This window comes from Paenibacillus sp. FSL R10-2748 (assembly GCF_038005565.1).
GTDB classification, from domain to species: domain Bacteria; phylum Bacillota; class Bacilli; order Paenibacillales; family Paenibacillaceae; genus Paenibacillus; species Paenibacillus polymyxa_B.
Map to the genome: position 1 here is coordinate 1 of NZ_JBBOTK010000016.1, position 19,328 is coordinate 19,328.

Here is a 19,328-nt window from a genome sequence, read left to right on the forward strand (position 1 = left end):
AGCGCCGATGGTACTTGGACCGCAGGGTCCTGGGAGAGTAGGACGTCGCCAAGCAAAAGTGAAAAGGATGATAATCTCAATGAGATTATCATCCTTTTTTTATGTGTTTTTAGATGGCCACCTGCTTCTAAGGTTGACAGAGGGAAGAGGCTTTGCCACACTCTAAGTGTATAATCTTTTTTATGGATGCCCAAGTATACGAGCGAGGTGACGAAGTTATGGAGATCAGACAATTACAACGTGAGGAATTTGAAGCGGCTATTGAATTATCTCAATATGCTTTTCAGTTTACAATGTCCCTGGAGGATCTGGAAAAATCCAAGAAGAAATTCAAACCAAAGCAAACATGGGGAATATTCGACGGACATGACTTGAATGCTAAACTGACTTTGTTACCCCTACAGGTATACATAAACGGTCAGGTTTTTGATATGGGGGGCATTGCTGGTGTGGCAACATGGCCAGAAAAGCGTCGCGGAGGCATGGTGTCACGTTTGTTGACGCATGCGCTTGAAGAAATGAAGTCTGCGGGACAAAGCCTTTCTTTTCTGCATCCATTCTCCTTTGCCTTCTATCGTAAATTTGGATGGGAAACGTATATTGAATATAAAAAGTACGTCATTCCCATTGATAAATTCCCTGCAAAACTTAAAACAGAAGGTACAGTCAAACGCGATGTCAAAGATATTTCAGAACTGGACCAAGTGTATCAAGCGTATGCATCTCGTTATAATGGCACGCTGGTACGAGATAAGGAATGGTGGCAAGAGCGGATTTTAAATGAGAACTATCGAACTGCGGTATATTACTCTGAAACAGGCGATCCTCAGGGATATGCACTATACAAAATTGAAGATAAACAGTTGAATTGTGATGAGTTGGTATATGAAAATGAGACGGCTCGTCGGGCTTTATGGACTTATTTTGCAAATCATGACTCAATGATAGCCCAAGGTAAATTTAATTACGTTCCAGCAGATGACAATCTGCCATTTTTACTCGATGATCCACGAATTCAACAGGAAACTGTGCCTTATTTTATGGGTCGTATTGTGGATGCAGCTGCTTTTATAGAAAGATACCCTTTTGAACAGATTGGAGAAGAAACAAGTTTAACCTTAAATCTGACTGATCGGTATGCTCCATGGAATGATGGATTATGGAGATTAACGATTACTACGGAGGGGCAAGGACATCTGGAGAGAGTGGATATAAGCAATTTATCTGAAAACGCCATAGTAGCTGACTTGAAACTTGGGATTCAGTCACTGACGACTCTGATGCTTGGCTACCAGCAGGCTGATGATCTGTATAAATGGGGGCGTATTGAAGGCAGCAGTGAGTCTGTGTCTGCCCTTAAACGTGTAATACCGGTAAAACAAACGTTCTTATTGGATTTTTTCTGATAAAGGCCCATTTAGTTCTTCTTAGGCTCCATCTTTCAGGGAACATAACTTGTGTGGTTATCATAATTTTCAAAACTCTTTCTGTAATGGGAAGAGTTTTTTTATGGTATTGTATAAAACATAATTAGATTGCGAAAAATGGTATTGACCCCTTGGCAAAAATGAATAATGTGCTATAATATGAATATAGTCAAAGAAAGTCAAAGTCAATCAAGCCTAGTGCGATTCTGTAGAAGTACTATGCTGATGGATTAGCTGTATAAGGTGATTTTGATAGCAAAGAAGTAAATGAGGATCGAAATGATTTGCGTATAGTTAGGAGCTGACTCTTATGAACATAAGAGAAGTGTATGATTAATCGCAAATAAAGGCCACACTAGAGACAAAACGGTACAATTCCAATGGATGTAGATCAGGCAATAGCCTGAATACAGCTTAGATTCGTGACTTTACCGTTTGGTTAAGTTCAATATACGGCGGACTCTGTGGAGCGTGAAATGTACTTGAATACTTGCGTTTCCGTTAGTGGAGGATGATGAAATGCGCAATGTTTCCGATATTATTGAACAATATTTGAAGAGTATATTGCTGGAAAGTCCCCAAGGTTTAGTGGAGATTCAGCGCAATGATCTGGCTGACCGCTTTTCCTGCGTGCCGTCGCAAATTAATTATGTAATTAGCACCCGGTTTACGCTGGAAAAAGGCTATGTGGTGGAAAGTAAACGCGGTGGCGGGGGCTACATTCGTATTCAGCGAATTCAGCTGCCTGCACAGCATGCCATCCATACACATCTTCATCAGAGCATCGGGGAGGAAATAAGCCAATCGGCAGCCGAAGGACTGATTTATCAGTTAGAGGAAGCCCATTTTTTAAGCAAAAGGGAAGCTAATTTAATGAAGGCTGCTTTATCAAGGGATACATTATTACTGAAGCTTCCCTATCGTGATCAACTGCGAGCAAGATTGCTTAAGGCTATGCTGATTTCGTTGCTGGCGACCAAATAGTGTGTGGAAAGAGACTAACGTTTGGATGTAGGGATTGGTATAAATCCTGACATTGAAGGAGGTGCTTTTATGCTGTGCCAAGAATGTAATATGCGGCCGGCAACTTTGCATTTCACCAAAATTGTGAATGGCGAAAAGACAGAGTTTCATATTTGTGAGACGTGTGCCAAGGAAAAAGGGGAGATGATCCCTGGAACACCTAACGGCTTTTCGATTCATAGCTTGTTGTCGGGGATGCTGGATTTTGACTCCAGTACAAAGAGCCAGTCTCCGGGCCACAGTGGTCCGCAGAACCTGCAATGCAAGGATTGTGGCATGACCTATGCACAGTTTAGTAAGCTGGGACGTTTCGGATGCCCGTCGTGCTATCAATATTTTGATAGTCGTCTGGACCCTCTGTTCAAGCGTGTGCATGGCAGTACGAATCATGTTGGTAAAGTTCCGGTTCGCACTGGAGGCCGACTGAAGGTTAAACGGCAAATTGACGATTTGAAAAAAGAGATGCAACAGCATATTGTACAGGAAGAATTTGAATCAGCTGCTGAGCTTAGGGATCAAATCAGAGAGCTTGAAAAAGAAATGACTGAAGAGTAAAGTTTGTGAAGAGTAGGAGGGATGCGTAATGCCCAATATTCGGTTTACGGAGAAGCCGCTAAGTGACTGGATGCGTGGTGATGCTGCGGATTCGGAGATTGTCATTAGCAGCCGGGTGAGAATTGCGCGTAACTTGCAGCATCTGCCTTTTCCCATGCTTGCTACCAATCAGCAGTCGGAAGAAGCACTTCAACGATTGACGGATATCCTTCAGTATGATGATTTAGGCGGTTTTGGTACTTTTCATACGTTGAAAATATCCGAGTTGGATGAGATCGACAAGCAGGTGCTGGTTGAGAAGCATTTGATTAGTCCAAATTTGGCGAACGAATCTCGTAACGGTGCTGTTTTAATTAGCGATGATGAATCGGTTAGTGTTATGATAAACGAAGAGGATCATCTGCGTATCCAGTGCTTATATCCGGGATGTCAGGTTAGGGAAGCTTGGGAACGCGCTATGATTATTGATGATGCATTTGAAGCGCATGTTGATTATGCATTTGATGATCGGAGAGGTTTTCTGACCAGTTGTCCGACGAATGTCGGCACAGGTATGAGAGCTTCGGTGATGATGCATTTGCCTGCATTAGTTATGACTCATCAAATCAATCGTATATTGTCTGCTGTTTCACAGGTAGGTCTTACAGTTCGTGGCATTTACGGTGAAGGCAGCGAAGCGGTCGGAAATTTGTTTCAGGTATCTAATCAGATTACACTGGGACAAACCGAAGCGGAGATTATTGAGAATCTACATGGCGTGGTGCTACAAATTATTGAGCACGAGCGTTCTGCCAGAGAAAGGCTAATGAATGAATCTATGCTGCGAATTACAGATCGGGTGATGCGTTCATTCGGTATTTTGTCATATGCAGCAGTATTGGATTCCAAGGAGGCTGCACAGCGGCTATCCGATGTACGTCTTGGCGTAGATTTAGGGATTTTGGAGCGTCCTTCCACCGCAGCGATGAATGAGCTGAATGTGATGACACAACCCGGGTTCCTGCAAAAAAGCTTTGGGGATAAAATGAATACCGAAGAGCGCGATATGTACCGGGCGAAGCTGATCCGGCAAAAATTAGGCACAACCCTTTAATATATAGAATGATCTGAAATACACACTGTGGAGGTGCAGGATATATGATGTTTGGAAGATTTACGGAACGTGCACAGAAAGTGCTTGCTTTGGCTCAGGAAGAAGCTGTTCGATTGGGACACAACAACATTGGCACAGAGCACATTTTGCTAGGCCTCATTCGTGAAGGTGAAGGAATAGCCGCGAAAGCCTTAATCGGTTTAGGGCTGGGACTGGAAAAAATCCAGGATGAAGTGGAAACGCTGATTGGACGCGGTCAAGAGCAACCGACGAACATTGCCTATACTCCACGCGCCAAAAAAGTCATCGAACTGTCTATGGATGAAGCCCGCAAACTGGGCCATACCTATGTAGGTACAGAACATATTTTGCTTGGTCTTATTCGTGAAGGTGAAGGCGTAGCAGCGCGTGTACTGAACAACTTGGGCATCAGTCTGAACAAAGCGCGTCAGCAAGTGCTTCAATTGCTCGGCAGCAGCGAGGCTGTTTCCAGCCATCACGGTGCTCCAGCTAATGTCAGCACGCCAACTCTGGACAGTCTGGCACGCGATCTGACGGCATCTGCGAAGGAAAACAACCTGGACCCTGTTATTGGGCGTAGCAAGGAAATTGAACGCGTAATTCAGGTGCTCAGCCGCCGTACAAAGAACAATCCGGTTCTGATCGGTGAGCCTGGGGTAGGTAAAACAGCGATTGCCGAAGGATTGGCCCAAAAAATTATAGCAAATGAGATTCCTGAAACGTTGCGCGACAAGCGCGTAATGACACTGGATATGGGTTCTGTGGTAGCAGGCACCAAGTATCGTGGTGAATTCGAGGATCGTTTGAAAAAAATTATGGACGAGATTCGTCAAGCGGGTAATATCGTATTGTTCATTGATGAGCTGCATACGCTGATTGGTGCTGGTGGAGCGGAAGGCGCAATTGATGCGTCCAACATCCTTAAGCCTGCTCTGGCACGTGGCGAGCTGCAATGCATCGGTGCGACCACGCTGGATGAATACCGCAAATATATTGAGAAAGATGCTGCTTTGGAGCGTCGTTTTCAACCAATTACAGTGGATCAGCCTTCTCCAGAAGAGGCGATTCAAATCTTGTACGGCCTGCGTGACCGTTACGAAGCGCATCACCGTGTAAAGATCACAGATGAGGCTATTGAAGCGGCTGTAAAATTGTCAGATCGTTATATCACCGACCGCTTCCTGCCAGATAAGGCTATTGACCTTATTGATGAAGCGGGCTCCAAAGTAAGGCTGAATTCTTACACTGTACCGCCAAACCTGAAACAGCTGGAAAACCGTCTGGAAGATATCCGTAAGGAAAAGGATTCAGCGGTACAAAGTCAGGAGTTTGAAAAAGCGGCAGCGTTGCGTGATACAGAGCAAAAAATCCGTGAAGAGCTAGACGTGACGAAAAACCAATGGAAAGAACAACAGGGTCGTACAGATTCTGAAGTTACACCAGAGGATATCGCTCAGGTCGTTGCAATCTGGACAGGTGTTCCAGTCAGCAAGCTGAAAGAGGAAGAAACACACCGCTTGTTGAATATGGAAGAGTTGCTGCATGAGCGGGTAATTGGACAGGATGAAGCAGTTAAGGCAGTAAGCCGGGCGATTCGCCGGGCACGTGCCGGACTGAAAGATCCGAAGCGTCCAATTGGTTCCTTTATTTTCCTCGGCCCAACTGGGGTTGGTAAAACAGAATTGGCACGCGCCTTGGCTGAATCCATGTTTGGAGATGAAAATGCGGTTATCCGTATTGATATGTCCGAATATATGGAGAAGCACTCCACGTCCCGTCTGGTAGGAGCACCTCCAGGGTACGTTGGATATGAAGAAGGCGGTCAGCTGACTGAGAAGGTACGTCGTAAGCCATACTCTGTTGTGTTGCTGGATGAAATTGAAAAAGCACACCCAGAAGTATTCAATATTCTTCTGCAAGTGCTGGAAGATGGTCGTCTAACAGATTCCAAAGGTCGTGTCGTCGATTTCCGTAACACACTCATCATCCTAACATCTAATGTTGGTGCACAGGCGATTAAACGTAACTCCACGCTTGGTTTTACAGCTGTAGTGGACGCTGGGGCGGATTACGATAATATGAAGGGCAAAGTGATGGATGAACTGAAGAAAAGCTTCCGTCCTGAGTTCTTGAACCGGATTGATGAAATTATCGTTTTCCATTCTCTCGAAGAAAAACATATTGCCGAAATTGTGTCACTCATGTCTGAGGAGCTGCGTAAGCGTCTGAATGAGTATGAGGTGGACTTCGAGTTGACAGACAACGCTAAAAAATTCCTTGCCAAGGAAGGCTTTGATCCAGCGTATGGTGCGCGTCCATTGCGTCGTGCAATCCAGAAGCATATTGAAGATCGCCTGTCCGAGGAACTGTTGACTGGCAACATTACTAAGGGTGACTCTCTCTTCATTGATGAGGAGAATGGTGCATTGACTGTAACGAAAAAGGATAATGTATCTGCCAAGTCCTAAAGCAGTTTACTAAATAAATAGTAGAAAAGGGTGTCTCGCAGGCTGGAAAGCTATTGCGAAGACACCCTTTTTATGTATAAAACACGGTGAAATGGTTGGGTAAATGCTTTGGGAAAGTTTGTGATATTGCTTTACGTCCGCCAAGCTTCAATGGTAAACTTTTATTGTTACAGCTCTTTCTGGGCTGTATGAACATAAATTTGACATTATCGTCGTCAATAAGGAGCCCAGGAATAAAGTATGGCTAAAGTGAAAACTAAATTTTCCTGTACGGAATGTGGTTATGAATCGCCCAAATGGTACGGAAAATGTCCTGGATGCCAGGCGTGGAATTCCATGGTCGAAGAAACGGAAAGCGTTGTAAAAACTCAAGGAATGGGGTCTTCCCTTCTTACTCATAGCACAAAAGACAAGCCACTGCCTATTATAGAGGTGGAGAGTGGCAAAGAAACACGAATTTTGACGGGAATTGGCGAATTGAATCGAGTACTCGGTGGAGGTGTGGTGCCGGGTTCACTCGTTCTGGTGGGCGGTGATCCGGGAATCGGTAAATCTACGCTTATGCTGCAAACATCTAATGAGCTAGCTTTAACTGGTTTAAAGGTGCTGTACGTGTCTGGTGAGGAATCTGTCCGTCAAACGAAACTACGTGCAGATCGGCTCGGTGCCTTGTCCCCCAGCCTATACGTATTATGTGAGACGAATTTGGAGACGATTGAAGAAGCGGTGGACAGCTTGAAGCCGGAATTTTTGGTCATCGACTCGATACAGACCGTATATTTGCCTGAGGTGACGAGTGCACCAGGTAGTGTGGCTCAGGTGCGGGAGTGTACTTCACGCTTTATGCGAATTGCCAAGGGGCTAGGTATTGCTACGGTATTGGTAGGACATGTGACCAAGGAAGGGGCCATTGCAGGTCCACGTTTGTTGGAACATATGGTTGATTGTGTGCTTTATTTTGAAGGAGAGCGTCATCATACGTATCGGCTTTTGCGTGCAGTTAAAAACCGTTTCGGTTCTACAAATGAAATTGGTATTTTTGAAATGGCTGAAAGCGGTTTGCGTGAGGTGTCAAATCCTTCTGAACTATTCCTGTCTGAACGACCACTGGGGGTAGCGGGTTCTACTGTTGTAGCCAGTATGGAAGGAACCCGACCTGTATTGGTTGAACTGCAAGCATTGATTGCAGCTACGCATTTTCCATCTCCGCGCCGAATGGGCACAGGAGTCGACCATCATCGAATGGGATTAATCATAGCCGTGCTAGAAAAGCGGATGGGCATGTTTTTGCAAAACCAGGACGCCTATCTCAACGTAGCTGGAGGCGTGAAGTTGGATGAACCGGCGGTGGATTTGGCTATAGCTGTGAGCATTGCTTCCAGCTTTAGGGATGCTCCTACCAAGCCATACGATGTGATTTTTGGCGAGGTGGGACTGACAGGTGAGGTACGTGCGGTATCCCGAGCAGAACAGCGAGTACGGGAAGCGGAGAAACTAGGTTTCAAACGGGTGATCATGCCGGAGAAAAGCTTGAAGGGCTGGACACATCCGAAAGGGATTCAAATTATAGGAGTAGGAACGGTGGCAGATGCACTGGCAGCCGCATTAGATTAGGGGGCATTGAGAATGAAAGAAGCGAGCCAACTGGATAAAATGAACGATTTGCTGCGGCTTGTGGCACCGGGAACTCCCTTTCGCGACGGGTTGGAAAACGTTTTGCGTGCCAAAACGGGTGCTCTTCTGGTCGTTGGCTATAGCCCAGAAGTTATGGAAGTCGTGGATGGCGGTTTCTCCATTAATTGTGATTTTTCGCCGAACTATTTGTATGAGTTGGCTAAAATGGACGGCGCAATCATATTGAGCGAGGATTTAAAACGAATTTTATATGCCAATACGCAACTGATTCCAGACTCCTCGATTTCGTCGATTGAAACAGGAATTCGGCACCGGACAGCAGAACGAGTTGCAAAGCAGACTGGCAAACTAGTGGTGTCTATTTCCCAGCGGCGTAATATTATTACCTTGTATCAGGGGACATTACGGTATGCCCTCAAGGAAATCGGGGTTATTTTGACGAAAGCCAATCAGGCTATTCAGACGTTAGAGAAATATAGATCCGTGTTGGGGCAAGCCTCTACGAATTTGACAGCGTCTGAATTTGAAGAGCTGGTTACCATGCCGGAGGTCGTTAATGTCATCCAGCGGATCGAAATGGTACTGCGCATCAAAATGGAGATCAAACGATTTATTAACGAGCTCGGAAATGAGGGCCGTCTGATTAGTATGCAGATGGAAGAGCTTGTCAGCAACATTGAGGAAGAAGCATGGTTGCTGTATAAGGATTATGCCAAAGACGATAGCGACGAGAAAATTCGTGAAATTATATTGGGACTCAAACGTTCTACGGACGACGAATTGTTGGATGTGAATCATATTGTACGTTTACTAGGCTACCCTTCTTCAGCTGCGACATCAGAAGAGTATATTGCTGCACGCGGCTATCGGGTACTGAACAAGATACCGCGTTTGCCGAATGTGATTATTCATAATCTGGTGGAGCGGTTTGGACGTTTTCCGCATGTCATGACAGCAACGATAGAAGAACTGGATGAAGTGGATGGTATTGGAGAGGTTCGTGCGCGTACGATTAAAGAAGGTCTTAAACGTTTGCAGGAACAAGTTTTCATTGACAGGCAAATGTAAATGTAATACAGTGAAAGGATTATAATGGAACAATTCATACATTGAGGTGAAGAGATGATTACCAAATCAATTCCGAACATGTGTACCTTAGGTAACTTGTTTCTCGGAATGATCGCCATTTTATTGGCTGTAGACGGAAAATACAGTCTTGCCGCTATTATGGTTATTGTCGCCATGTTGTTGGACGGACTGGATGGAAGGATGGCCCGGGTCCTGAATGCCCAAAGCGAATTCGGTAAAGAACTGGACTCCTTATCAGATATGATATCTTTTGGTGTTGCTCCCGCAGTTATTATGTACATGGTTGCTTTTCATGATGCGAATTCGGCTCTCGCTTGGACGGTTACTGCCATTTTCCCGATGTGCGGAGCGTTGCGTTTGGCTCGATTTAACGTACGTCCTGGTGTACCAGGTTATTTTACGGGTTTGCCAATTCCGGCAGCAGGTGGGGTATTAGCCACTTTGTCCTTATTCCATAACGATATTTCATTGTTATACATGTCGATTGCCATGTTGCTGGTTTCTTATTTGATGGTCAGCTCCATGAAATATCCTAATTTTAAAAAGGTCGGCCTCCCCAAAAAAGCGATCTGGGTTGCTCCATGGGTCGTAATTGCAGCGGTGGTGTTGGCTGTTAAATTCCCTGACCAGCTGTCGAAGCTGATTTTTGTACCGCTGGTGCTGTATGCATTGTATGGCATGAAGCTGAACATTCGTAAGCTGTCACGCAGACGTGGACGTGGACGTGGTCGGGAGCGTTCCAGTCAGGAAGAACAGGACGATCAATATCGTCATTCACAGCGTTAGTATCAAGCAAGAATAAGAATAAGCATTTATTTCCTTGAAGCATTTCAGGGAGATAAATGCTTTTTTTTTATGCATAAAAAGTGAAAACACAGGGTTAGTTATGATGAAAATGGATCATACTGGTAAGAGAAATGCTATGTATCCAATAAATAGCAGACTATATGAAAAGAAAATAAAGGAGGTATAGAGACTCAATGTGGAGAAAGGCTATTTTAACTTTTACAGGATTGTGCGGAGCATGGTTTGGCTATACGTTATACCAGCGGGTAGGAGGCATTGTAACGTGGATGCCGCAATGGTTGAGTGATGGGTCTTTACCAGGAATGATTGTTTGGATGATGGCGGGAGCAGTGCTATTTATGGCTGGGTGTTCATTCGCAGGGGCATCCGTGGCGAATCGGTTGCAGCAGGGCATTGAAGGCTTGGTACGAATTCCGATGAACGAGATGATGGCAGGTGTGATTGGTTTAGCGGTGGGATTGATACTTTCCTTAGCAGTTTACCCGCTTTTTTCATGGTTGGGGGCCCCGGGTCAACTTATCCAGACGGCTGTTACCGTGATATGCGGATATGTAGGATTGATGGTTGGGCTAGAAAAGCGGGACGAGCTGTCATCCTTTTGGAGTTCTGGTTTTTTTGGTCGGGGAACGGGTGTAGAAGAACGCAAGCTGGAGGAACATAAAATATTGGACACCAGCGTCATTATAGATGGGCGTATTGCGGATATTTGCAAGACAGGTTTTATTGAAGGAACAATTGTAATTCCTGAATTTGTGCTGGAGGAGCTTCAGCATATTGCAGATTCATCAGATTTACTTAAGCGTAATCGTGGACGGAGAGGTCTGGATATTTTGAATAAAATCCAAAAAGAACTGGATGTAAATGTACTCATTTACGAAGGTGATTTTGAGGAAATTTCAGAGGTCGACAGTAAGTTGGTTAAGCTGGCAAAGGTGTTACAGGGTAAAGTTGTAACTAATGATTTTAACCTGAATAAAGTATGCGAACTTCAAGGTGTATCAGTGCTGAATATTAACGATTTGGCGAATGCAGTGAAGCCTGTCGTACTGCCCGGTGAGGAAATTATGGTGCAGATTATTAAAGACGGCAAGGAGCATGGGCAGGGTGTAGCCTATCTGGATGATGGCACGATGATTGTTGTAGAAGGCGGACGTGACTATATTGGCTCTCTGATGGAGGTGCTGGTCACGAGTGTACTTCAGACCTCAGCCGGCCGTATGATCTTTGCCAAACCGAAATTATTGGAAAAAGCTCAATAAACGCGGTATGATGAAGTAGATGTGTTATCATACGGATCGTCCAAGTGCGATCAGGGCAGGAGTTATTTGAATGAACAATCGGGTAGGAGTTGTCATTGTGGCAGCAGGGCGCGGCTCCCGTATGGGGACGCAGGAGAGCAAGCAATTTCTGCTTTTGCGGGACAAGCCCATCTTCATACATACACTTGAAATATTCGCAGCTATGCCCGAAGTGGATGAAATGGTGATGGTGACTGGGACAGGAGATGTGGAACGCTGCCGAGATTGGATTCATCAATACAAAATCGGTAAAAATGTACGGGTGGTGGCTGGTGGCAGTGAACGCCAGCATTCGGTTTATCGCGGTCTGCGCCACTTACAAGCGGATTGGGTGATGGTGCATGATGGTGTGCGTCCACTAATTCAACCTGAGCTTGTACGTTCATGCCTTGAGGCAGCCCAGCGTACTGGTGCTTCTGTAGCAGCAGTACCTGTAAAGGATACAGTCAAGCAAGTGAACGGGGATGGTATCATTACAGCAACGCCGGATCGCCGAAGTCTGTGGAGTATTCAAACGCCACAGACTTTTCGTCTTTCCGATCTGCTGCGAGCCTATGAGGAAGCGGAGCAGTCGGGATTCTTGGGAACAGATGATTCTATGCTGATAGAGCGGCTTGGAATTCCGGTTACTGTCGTTCAAGGCAGCTACAAGAACATCAAAATTACTACGCCTGAGGATTTGGATATGGCGGCGTTATGGGTAAAAACAGAGGGAGAGGATATCAAGTGATCAGAGTGGGACAAGGATTTGACGTCCACCAGCTGGTGGAAGGAAGGCCATGCATCATCGGAGGTGTGAATATACCGTATGAAAAAGGTTTGTTGGGCCATTCCGATGCAGACGTGCTGCTGCATGCCATTAGCGATGCCATCTTGGGCGCGCTTGGCTTGGGAGACATCGGGAAGCATTTTCCGGATAACGACCCAGAATTTAAGGATGCCGACAGTCTTAAGCTACTGGAGCATGTGTGGGGACTAGCTAAAGAGCGAGGATATCGCTTGGGGAATATTGATTCTACGATTATCGCACAAAAGCCCAAAATGGCATCGTATATTCCGCAGATGAATGAAGTCATCGCTCGGGCGCTGGAAGCAGAGGAGCTATCCCAGGTGAACGTCAAGGCGACCACGACAGAGCAACTCGGGTTTCCCGGACGGGGTGAAGGAATCGCGGCTCAATCGGTTGTCTGTCTTATCAGGTAAATGCTATCATCTTGAGTAATTCAATTTGGAGGAGATTATATGAGCACGGAAGTTCGTGTACGTTATGCACCAAGCCCTACAGGGCATCTGCACATTGGAAATGCCAGAACGGCATTATTTAATTATTTGTTTGCCCGCAATCAAGGTGGGAAATTTATTATTCGTATCGAAGACACAGATGTGAAGCGCAATATTGAGGGCGGAGAAGAAAGCCAACTTAAATATTTGAAATGGTTGGGTATGGACTGGGATGAGAGCGTAGACGTGGGAGGCGAGTTTGGACCTTATCGTCAGACTGAACGCTTGGACATATATAAAACGTACTGGCAGGATTTGCTGGACCGTGGTTTGGCTTACCGTTGTTACTGCACTGAAGAAGAGCTGGAGCGCGAGCGTGAAGAGCAGACGGCACGTGGGGAGACACCACGCTATTCTGGGAAACATCGTGATCTAACAGAAGAACAGTGCCAAGCATTTGAAGCAGAGGGCCGTGTACCAAGTATTCGTTTTCGCGTACCGGAAGATCGTGAATATACGTTTGACGATATCGTAAAAGGTCAAATTACATTCAATTCCAAGGAAAGCGGCGATTTTGTTATCGTCAAAAAGGATGGTATTCCGACATATAACTTCGCTGTAGCAGTTGACGATTATTTGATGAAAATATCGCATGTACTACGGGGCGAAGACCATGTTTCCAATACACCGCGGCAGTTGATGATCTTTGAAGCTCTTGGCTGGGAGCCGCCACGCTTCGGTCATATGACGCTGATTGTAGGCGAGGATCACAAAAAGCTCAGTAAGCGTAACGAATCCATTATTCAGTTCATGGAGCAGTATGACAAGTTGGGCTATCTGCCAGAAGCTATATTCAACTTTATTGCACTGCTGGGCTGGTCCCCGGAAGGCGAAGAAGAGATCTATGATCGGGAACAACTGATTTCGATTTTCGATCCTAATCGTTTGTCCAAAAGTCCGGCTGTGTTTGATACAAATAAGCTTGCTTACCTGAACAATCACTATATTAAAAAGGCTGATCCTGAGCGAATTGCCAGCATGGCGATTCCACATCTCCAGGCAGCGGGGCTGTTGCCGACTGAACTGTCTGCGGAACAACTGGATTGGGCTAAGGCCCTGGTTCGCTTATACCAGGAACAGATGACTTCTGCATCCGATATTGTAGCGTTGTCTGAGTTGTTTTTCCGTTCACATCTGGAACTGGATGCTGAAGCAGCAGCTGTATTGGCCGAAGAGCAGGTTCCGGAGGTACTTAGAGCTTTTGCAGGTAAAGTTGAAACGAGCGAGGAATTTACAGCTCCACAAATGGCTAAGCTGATCAAGGAAGTTCAAAAGGAAACCGGTTTTAAGGGAAAACAACTATTCATGCCGATTCGTGTGGCTCTTACAGGCCAAACTCATGGACGGGATCTGAATGAAACTATCTTTTTGCTCGGACGTGACAAGGTACTGGATCGTCTTAAGGCACAAATTAAAGGCTGATGTTTCTTGTCAATTTGTTGTCTTTTCGCTATAATGACTCCATTGATACGGATTGATATTTACGTGTAAAGGCTGCGAACAGGAGAAGTACACTGCATAAGGGCATCTGCCAGAGAGGACGGTCGAGGGGAAACCCCAGGCTGAGAGCCGTCCAGATGACCTGCGGAGGAAATGCGCCTGGGAGCCGTGCGCCCGAACTCTCATTAGCGTCAAATGCTGATGTGACAAGGGCGTGCCGAGTCGTTCCCGTTACAGGACGCTAAAGACGAACTGCTCTGCTTTTTTATGCAGCAGGTATGTTCGAAGCAGAGTGGGACCACGTTCATGCGTCTCTGCAGCTTAGGCTGCGGAGGCGCTTTTTCTTTTTTATCAGACTCAGACTCATTATAGATAAAAAAATGTCGAAGAGTGCTGGTGGATGCGAAAATTGGCGGAACGTGAAGTGTTGTGATGATGCGGCAAGGATATGAAGGGAATAGGAGGGCGACATGTTCAGACATTTCAAATCCGACATTCAGACTGTTTTGGATAATGATCCGGCCGCCCGGAGTAAGCTTGAGGTCATTTTTACGTATTCCGGCGTTCATGCCCTTTGGGCACACCGAATCGCACATTGGTTTTATTTGCGAAACTGGTGTACTCTAGCCCGTGTTATATCCCAGGTATCGAGGTTTATGACAGGCATTGAAATTCATCCTGGCGCTCGTATCGGAGATCGGCTGTTCATTGACCATGGCATGGGAGTTGTCATCGGTGAAACCTGTGAGATTGGCGACGATGTCGTATTGTATCAGGGGGTCACACTCGGCGGGACTGGGAAAGAGAAAGGGAAGCGCCATCCGACCATTGGGAATAATGTTGTTATCGGCTCTGGTGCGAAGATATTGGGCTCTTTTACGATTGGGGCACAGTCCAACATTGGCTCCAACTCGGTTGTGCTCAAAGAAGTCCCACCAAACAGTACGGTGGTGGGCATCCCGGGGCGAGTTGTCAGACAGGATGGTAGGCGGCCAGACCGACTTAGTCATCAATTGCCTGATCCGGTTGTGGACTCTATGAGAGAACTTCAACGGGAAATTGAACGTTTGCGTGCAGAAATATCTGATTTGAAGGATGGGCCATCCGCTCAGAAACATCAGGTGACCCAAGAGAATAAATTAGAAAAATGATTTTCATGAGGGAGGAACATAACAATGCCGCTTCAAATTTATAATACAATGACGAGGAGTCGGGAGCCTTTTGTGCCACTGGAGCCTGGAAAGGTTAAAATGTATGTATGCGGACCTACCGTGTATGATTACATTCATATTGGCAATGCACGACCTGTAATTGTATTTGACGTGGTGCGGAGCTACCTGGAGTACTTGGGCTATGATGTAAACTATGTGGTGAATTTTACGGATGTCGATGATAAACTAATCCGCAAAGCTCGGGAACTTGATATGGATGTTTCGGCAGTTGCTGAGAAATTTATTGCTGCCTACCATGAGGATCTGGCAGGATTGAATGTTCCTGCTGCCAGCATGAACCCTCGTGTAACAGAGAGTATGGACCTGATTATTGATTTTATTAAGGAATTGGTAGACAAAGGCTACGCTTATGAAAATGATGGCGATGTATTCTATCGGACCAAAAAGTTCAAAGATTACGGACAACTATCAGGTCAAAATCTGGAAGAGCTTCAGTTCGGAATTCGCATCAATGTGGATGAACGCAAGGAAAATGCCGAGGATTTTGTACTCTGGAAGGCAGCGAAGCCGGGTGAAATTCATTGGTCGAGCCCTTGGGGAGATGGACGACCAGGCTGGCATATCGAATGCTCTGCTATGGCTCGCCATTATTTGGGAGATACACTGGATATTCATGGGGGCGGACAGGATCTGCAATTTCCGCATCATGAATGTGAATGCGCACAATCTGAAGTGATTACGGGTAAGCCTTTATCTCGCTACTGGATGCATAACGGATATATTCGCATAGATAATGAAAAAATGTCGAAATCACTCGGTAATGGTATTTTGGTTAAAGATTTGCGCGCTCACCACAAGCCGGAGGCTTTACGTTATTTTATGTTGTCGACACATTACCGGAATCCGTTGAACTATAACCAAGAGACTATGAGTCAGGCGGAGAACAGTGTCGAGCGGATCGCCAATGCAGTTGCCAATGTGAAGCATCGTTTAGCTAATGCGCTGGAAGGTAATGGGGGAGTATCGACGGAACTGCAAACGAAGCTCGACGGAATTTTGCAGCAGTTTGGCGAAAAAATGAATGATGATTTCAATACACCTGATGCGATTACTGCTGTATTTGATTGGGTTAGCGAAGCAAACCATTTGTTGCAGCGAGATGTCGTACATCAGGCGGAACTACAAGCTGTATTGCATACCTTTCATTCGATGAATAGCGTACTTCGCATTTATTCGGAACCGAGTGAAGAGTTGCTGGATGACGAAATCGAGCAGTTAATTGCAGAACGTGTCGAAGCTCGTAAGACCAAAAACTGGGGTAGAGCTGACGAAATTCGCGATCTGTTGGCTGCAAAAGGCATTGTGCTTGAAGATACGGCGCAGGGTATGCGGTGGCGGCGAAAATGAGTGATAAGCCAATGAACTCAGAAGCATCGGAAGGTACGGGGAACTGGTTCCCGTACCCTGCATCCAAGCCAGCCCGTTTGATGCCCCCCATTGCACTAGCTTACATTGGTGATGCAGTGTACGAGGTAGCTGTCCGGCAATATTTGTTGGCTCAGCCTAACCTGCGTCCAAACCATCTGCATCGGCGAGCCACAGGGCTAGTCTCCGCCAAGGCGCAGAGTCGCATGTTGGGGCTATTGGAAAAGGTACTGACGGAAGAAGAACGCGATATTGTCCGACAAGGAAGAAATGCTAAATCAGGAAGTTTGCCCAAAAATGCTGATGTGCTTGAGTATCGGCATGCCACTGCACTGGAAGGGTTGGTTGGATCTCTTTATTGTGATGGACATTTGGACAGATTAAGAGAGTTGATTACGTTCGGAATTGCACAAATGGAAAATACAGAAAAATCATAAATGGGAACGGACTGGATGGAACAAGCATCGTCCGTTTCCCGGGAGGAAGCTAGAGATGGAAGAAGAATGGATTGCCGGTAAGCATTCGGTAACGGAGGCATTGCGTTCAGGCAGAACGATAAATAAAATATGGATTGCGGATAATGCACAAAAACATTTGACGCTGCCGATTACAGCTGAGGCGAAAAAAGCAGGAATCATTGTTTTGCAGGTGGACAAGCGTAAGCTGGATCAAATGGTTCCGGGCATTCAGCATCAGGGAGTGGTCGCGCAAGCTGCGCCTTTTGCCTATGTTGAAGTGGAAGAATTGCTCGCCACTGCTCGTGATAAGGGAGAAGAGCCGTTTTTAATTTTGCTGGATGAGATTGAAGACCCTCATAATTTGGGCTCCATCCTTCGTACAGCGGACTGTACTGGAGCGCATGGTGTTATTGTGCCGAAAAGGCGTTCTGCAGCTGTAACTGTAACGGTGTCCAAAACATCGGCAGGTGCTGTGGAGTACGTCCCGGTGGCGCGTGTAAACAATCTGGGACAAACCATTGACCGTCTTAAAGAAGAGGGTGTATGGGTAGTTGGTACGGATGTTACAGCGAAAGACCCTGTCTTTGGGAATGGAGTATTCACGGGACCGGTAGCCATTGTCATTGGTAACGAAAATAAAGGGATGGGCCGTTTGATCCGTGAGAAATGCGATGTACTCGTCAAGCTGCCAATGGCGGGGCAAATTAATTCCCTTAATGCTTCTGTAGCTGCAGGTGTTGTCATGTACGAAGTATTGCGCGGACGACAGGCACGGGGCTAACGATATGGCTGACATGCGGGATGTTCTGCTTGTGGACGGTTACAATATGATTGGAGCCTGGCCCGAACTTTCCGCACTGGTACAATCTGGTATGCAGGAAGCGAGGGACAGACTTCTTGAACGGCTGGCGGATCATCAGGCGTATTCCGGCAGAAGAGTCATCGTCGTATTCGATGCTTACAAGGTGCCAGGATTAGGTAAAACCTTTGCCCAGAGCAAAGTCCAAATTTATTTTACCAGAGAAAAAGAAACTGCTGATGAGTGCATCGAGCGATTGGTTCGGGAGCTGAGCAGTAAAAGAAGAAGTATTTACGTGGCCACAAGCGATCAGGTAGAGCAACATGTCGCATTTGGGCAAGGTGCACTCAGGGTGTCGGCGCGGGAATTACTGATCGAGATTGAGGAATCCGAAAGGGAAGTGCAGAAGCGAATCCAGCAGGATAGTGCCAAATTGTCCCGTAACTCGCTAGATGCCAAACTGAGTCCGGAGCTTCGAAAGTTGTTTGAACGATGGAGAAGAGAATAAACCAATAATTGGACCCTCCTCCATTTTGAAACCATTGACAATTTTGTTAGCGCTCTTCTTTTTTAGGTTGTTGTGGTTGACGGTATCAGGTTACATCGCGTATACTTGTCGTATATTTGAGAGAGTAACGGGTACCTTGCGTTGCAGCCGGAGGGATTGTTAGTGAGTGTGGACCTCAAGGATATCATGTTGTCAAAGTTTGATTACAAAAATGATGAAGACATTGTCGGAGCAGTCCATGAAGGTGATGGGGAAGCGCTGGAGTTTCTGATTAACAAATACCGAAACTTTGTGCGGGCCAAGGCCAGATCCTACTTCCTGATTGGTGCTGATCGCGAGGATATTATTCAGGAGGGCATGATTGGTCTCTACAAATCCATTCGTGATTTTAAGGGAGACAAGCTTGCTTCGTTCAAGGCTTTCGCCGAGTTGTGCATTACACGACAGATTATTACGGCAATTAAGACGGCTACACGACAAAAGCACATTCCTCTGAACTCTTACGTATCTCTGGACAAGCCCATCTATGATGAAGAGTCAGACCGGACGTTGCTCGATGTGATTTGCGGAACACAAGTAAGTGACCCTGAAGAGCTGATAATCAATCAGGAAGAGTTTGTGGGCCTTGAGGACAAGATGTCCGAGATTCTGAGCGAGCTGGAACGCAAGGTACTTATGTTGTATCTAGACGGACGTTCGTATCAGGAGATTGCAGAGGATCTTGACCGCCATGTGAAATCCATTGATAACGCGCTGCAACGGGTCAAGCGTAAACTTGAAAAGTATCTGGAAGTAAGAGATAGTTGAAAGTAGAGGCTGACAAGGAAAA

Annotated in this window: 18 protein-coding genes; all 18 read left to right on the forward strand. The window is 46.0% G+C overall.

All coding sequences use genetic code 11. From position 1 onward, the window contains the following. Positions 1–218 precede the first annotated feature (218 nt). Positions 219–1,406, forward strand: a complete 1,188-nt coding sequence (locus tag NSS66_RS26150) for a GNAT family N-acetyltransferase (protein ID WP_340857635.1) — start codon at positions 219–221, stop codon at positions 1,404–1,406. Between the two features lie 540 nt (positions 1,407–1,946). Next, positions 1,947–2,411, forward strand: coding sequence for a CtsR family transcriptional regulator (locus tag NSS66_RS26155; protein ID WP_013312188.1), 465 nt, complete (start codon positions 1,947–1,949; stop codon positions 2,409–2,411). Positions 2,412–2,480: 69 nt separating this feature from the next. Next, positions 2,481–3,005: a UvrB/UvrC motif-containing protein gene (locus NSS66_RS26160; RefSeq protein WP_023990574.1), complete on the forward strand. Its 525-nt coding sequence runs from the start codon at positions 2,481–2,483 to the stop codon at positions 3,003–3,005. Positions 3,006–3,033: 28 nt separating this feature from the next. Beyond that, entirely contained in the window at positions 3,034–4,098 is a 1,065-nt protein-coding gene (locus NSS66_RS26165; protein ID WP_071558181.1) for a protein arginine kinase, read from the forward strand. Positions 4,099–4,142: 44 nt separating this feature from the next. After that, on the forward strand, positions 4,143–6,587 hold the full coding sequence (gene clpC, locus NSS66_RS26170; protein ID WP_023990572.1) for an ATP-dependent protease ATP-binding subunit ClpC: 2,445 nt from the start codon (positions 4,143–4,145) through the stop codon (positions 6,585–6,587). 240 nt (positions 6,588–6,827) lie between these two features. Continuing rightward, the gene (gene radA, locus NSS66_RS26175; protein WP_013312184.1) at positions 6,828–8,201 is read left to right on the forward strand and encodes a DNA repair protein RadA; all 1,374 of its coding nucleotides are present in this window, start codon (positions 6,828–6,830) and stop codon (positions 8,199–8,201) included. 12 nt (positions 8,202–8,213) lie between these two features. Then, positions 8,214–9,290, forward strand: coding sequence for a DNA integrity scanning diadenylate cyclase DisA (gene disA, locus NSS66_RS26180; RefSeq protein ID WP_013373290.1), 1,077 nt, complete (start codon positions 8,214–8,216; stop codon positions 9,288–9,290). Positions 9,291–9,344: 54 nt separating this feature from the next. Beyond that, on the forward strand, positions 9,345–10,097 hold the full coding sequence (gene pssA, locus NSS66_RS26185; RefSeq protein ID WP_340960084.1) for a CDP-diacylglycerol--serine O-phosphatidyltransferase: 753 nt from the start codon (positions 9,345–9,347) through the stop codon (positions 10,095–10,097). Between the two features lie 194 nt (positions 10,098–10,291). Then, positions 10,292–11,377, forward strand: coding sequence for a PIN/TRAM domain-containing protein (locus NSS66_RS26190; protein ID WP_023990569.1), 1,086 nt, complete (start codon positions 10,292–10,294; stop codon positions 11,375–11,377). A 70-nt stretch (positions 11,378–11,447) separates the two neighbouring features. Further along, positions 11,448–12,146: a 2-C-methyl-D-erythritol 4-phosphate cytidylyltransferase gene (gene ispD, locus NSS66_RS26195; protein ID WP_053326187.1), complete on the forward strand. Its 699-nt coding sequence runs from the start codon at positions 11,448–11,450 to the stop codon at positions 12,144–12,146. Beyond that, positions 12,143–12,619, forward strand: coding sequence for a 2-C-methyl-D-erythritol 2,4-cyclodiphosphate synthase (gene ispF, locus NSS66_RS26200; RefSeq protein WP_076265419.1), 477 nt, complete (start codon positions 12,143–12,145; stop codon positions 12,617–12,619). The genes ispD and ispF overlap by 4 nt, the downstream gene beginning before the upstream one ends. Positions 12,620–12,658: 39 nt before the next feature. After that, entirely contained in the window at positions 12,659–14,119 is a 1,461-nt protein-coding gene (gltX, locus tag NSS66_RS26205) for a glutamate--tRNA ligase (RefSeq protein WP_013312178.1), read from the forward strand. Positions 14,120–14,607: 488 nt separating this feature from the next. Next, a complete protein-coding gene (gene cysE, locus NSS66_RS26210; protein WP_013312176.1) occupies positions 14,608–15,288 on the forward strand; it encodes a serine O-acetyltransferase in 681 nt (226 codons plus the stop codon). Positions 15,289–15,312: 24 nt separating this feature from the next. Then, positions 15,313–16,716 (forward strand): cysteine--tRNA ligase, encoded by a 1,404-nt coding sequence (cysS, locus tag NSS66_RS26215; RefSeq protein ID WP_025723808.1) that lies wholly within the window; start codon positions 15,313–15,315, stop codon positions 16,714–16,716. Continuing rightward, positions 16,713–17,171: a Mini-ribonuclease 3 gene (locus NSS66_RS26220; protein WP_028542623.1), complete on the forward strand. Its 459-nt coding sequence runs from the start codon at positions 16,713–16,715 to the stop codon at positions 17,169–17,171. The genes cysS and NSS66_RS26220 overlap by 4 nt, the downstream gene beginning before the upstream one ends. Positions 17,172–17,226: 55 nt before the next feature. Then, positions 17,227–17,973: a 23S rRNA (guanosine(2251)-2'-O)-methyltransferase RlmB gene (rlmB, locus tag NSS66_RS26225; RefSeq protein WP_023990564.1), complete on the forward strand. Its 747-nt coding sequence runs from the start codon at positions 17,227–17,229 to the stop codon at positions 17,971–17,973. Positions 17,974–17,977: 4 nt separating this feature from the next. Beyond that, on the forward strand, positions 17,978–18,499 hold the full coding sequence (locus NSS66_RS26230; RefSeq protein WP_075154816.1) for an NYN domain-containing protein: 522 nt from the start codon (positions 17,978–17,980) through the stop codon (positions 18,497–18,499). Positions 18,500–18,661: 162 nt separating this feature from the next. Then, a complete protein-coding gene (sigH, locus tag NSS66_RS26235) occupies positions 18,662–19,306 on the forward strand; it encodes an RNA polymerase sporulation sigma factor SigH (RefSeq protein WP_016324748.1) in 645 nt (214 codons plus the stop codon). Positions 19,307–19,328 lie beyond the last annotated feature (22 nt).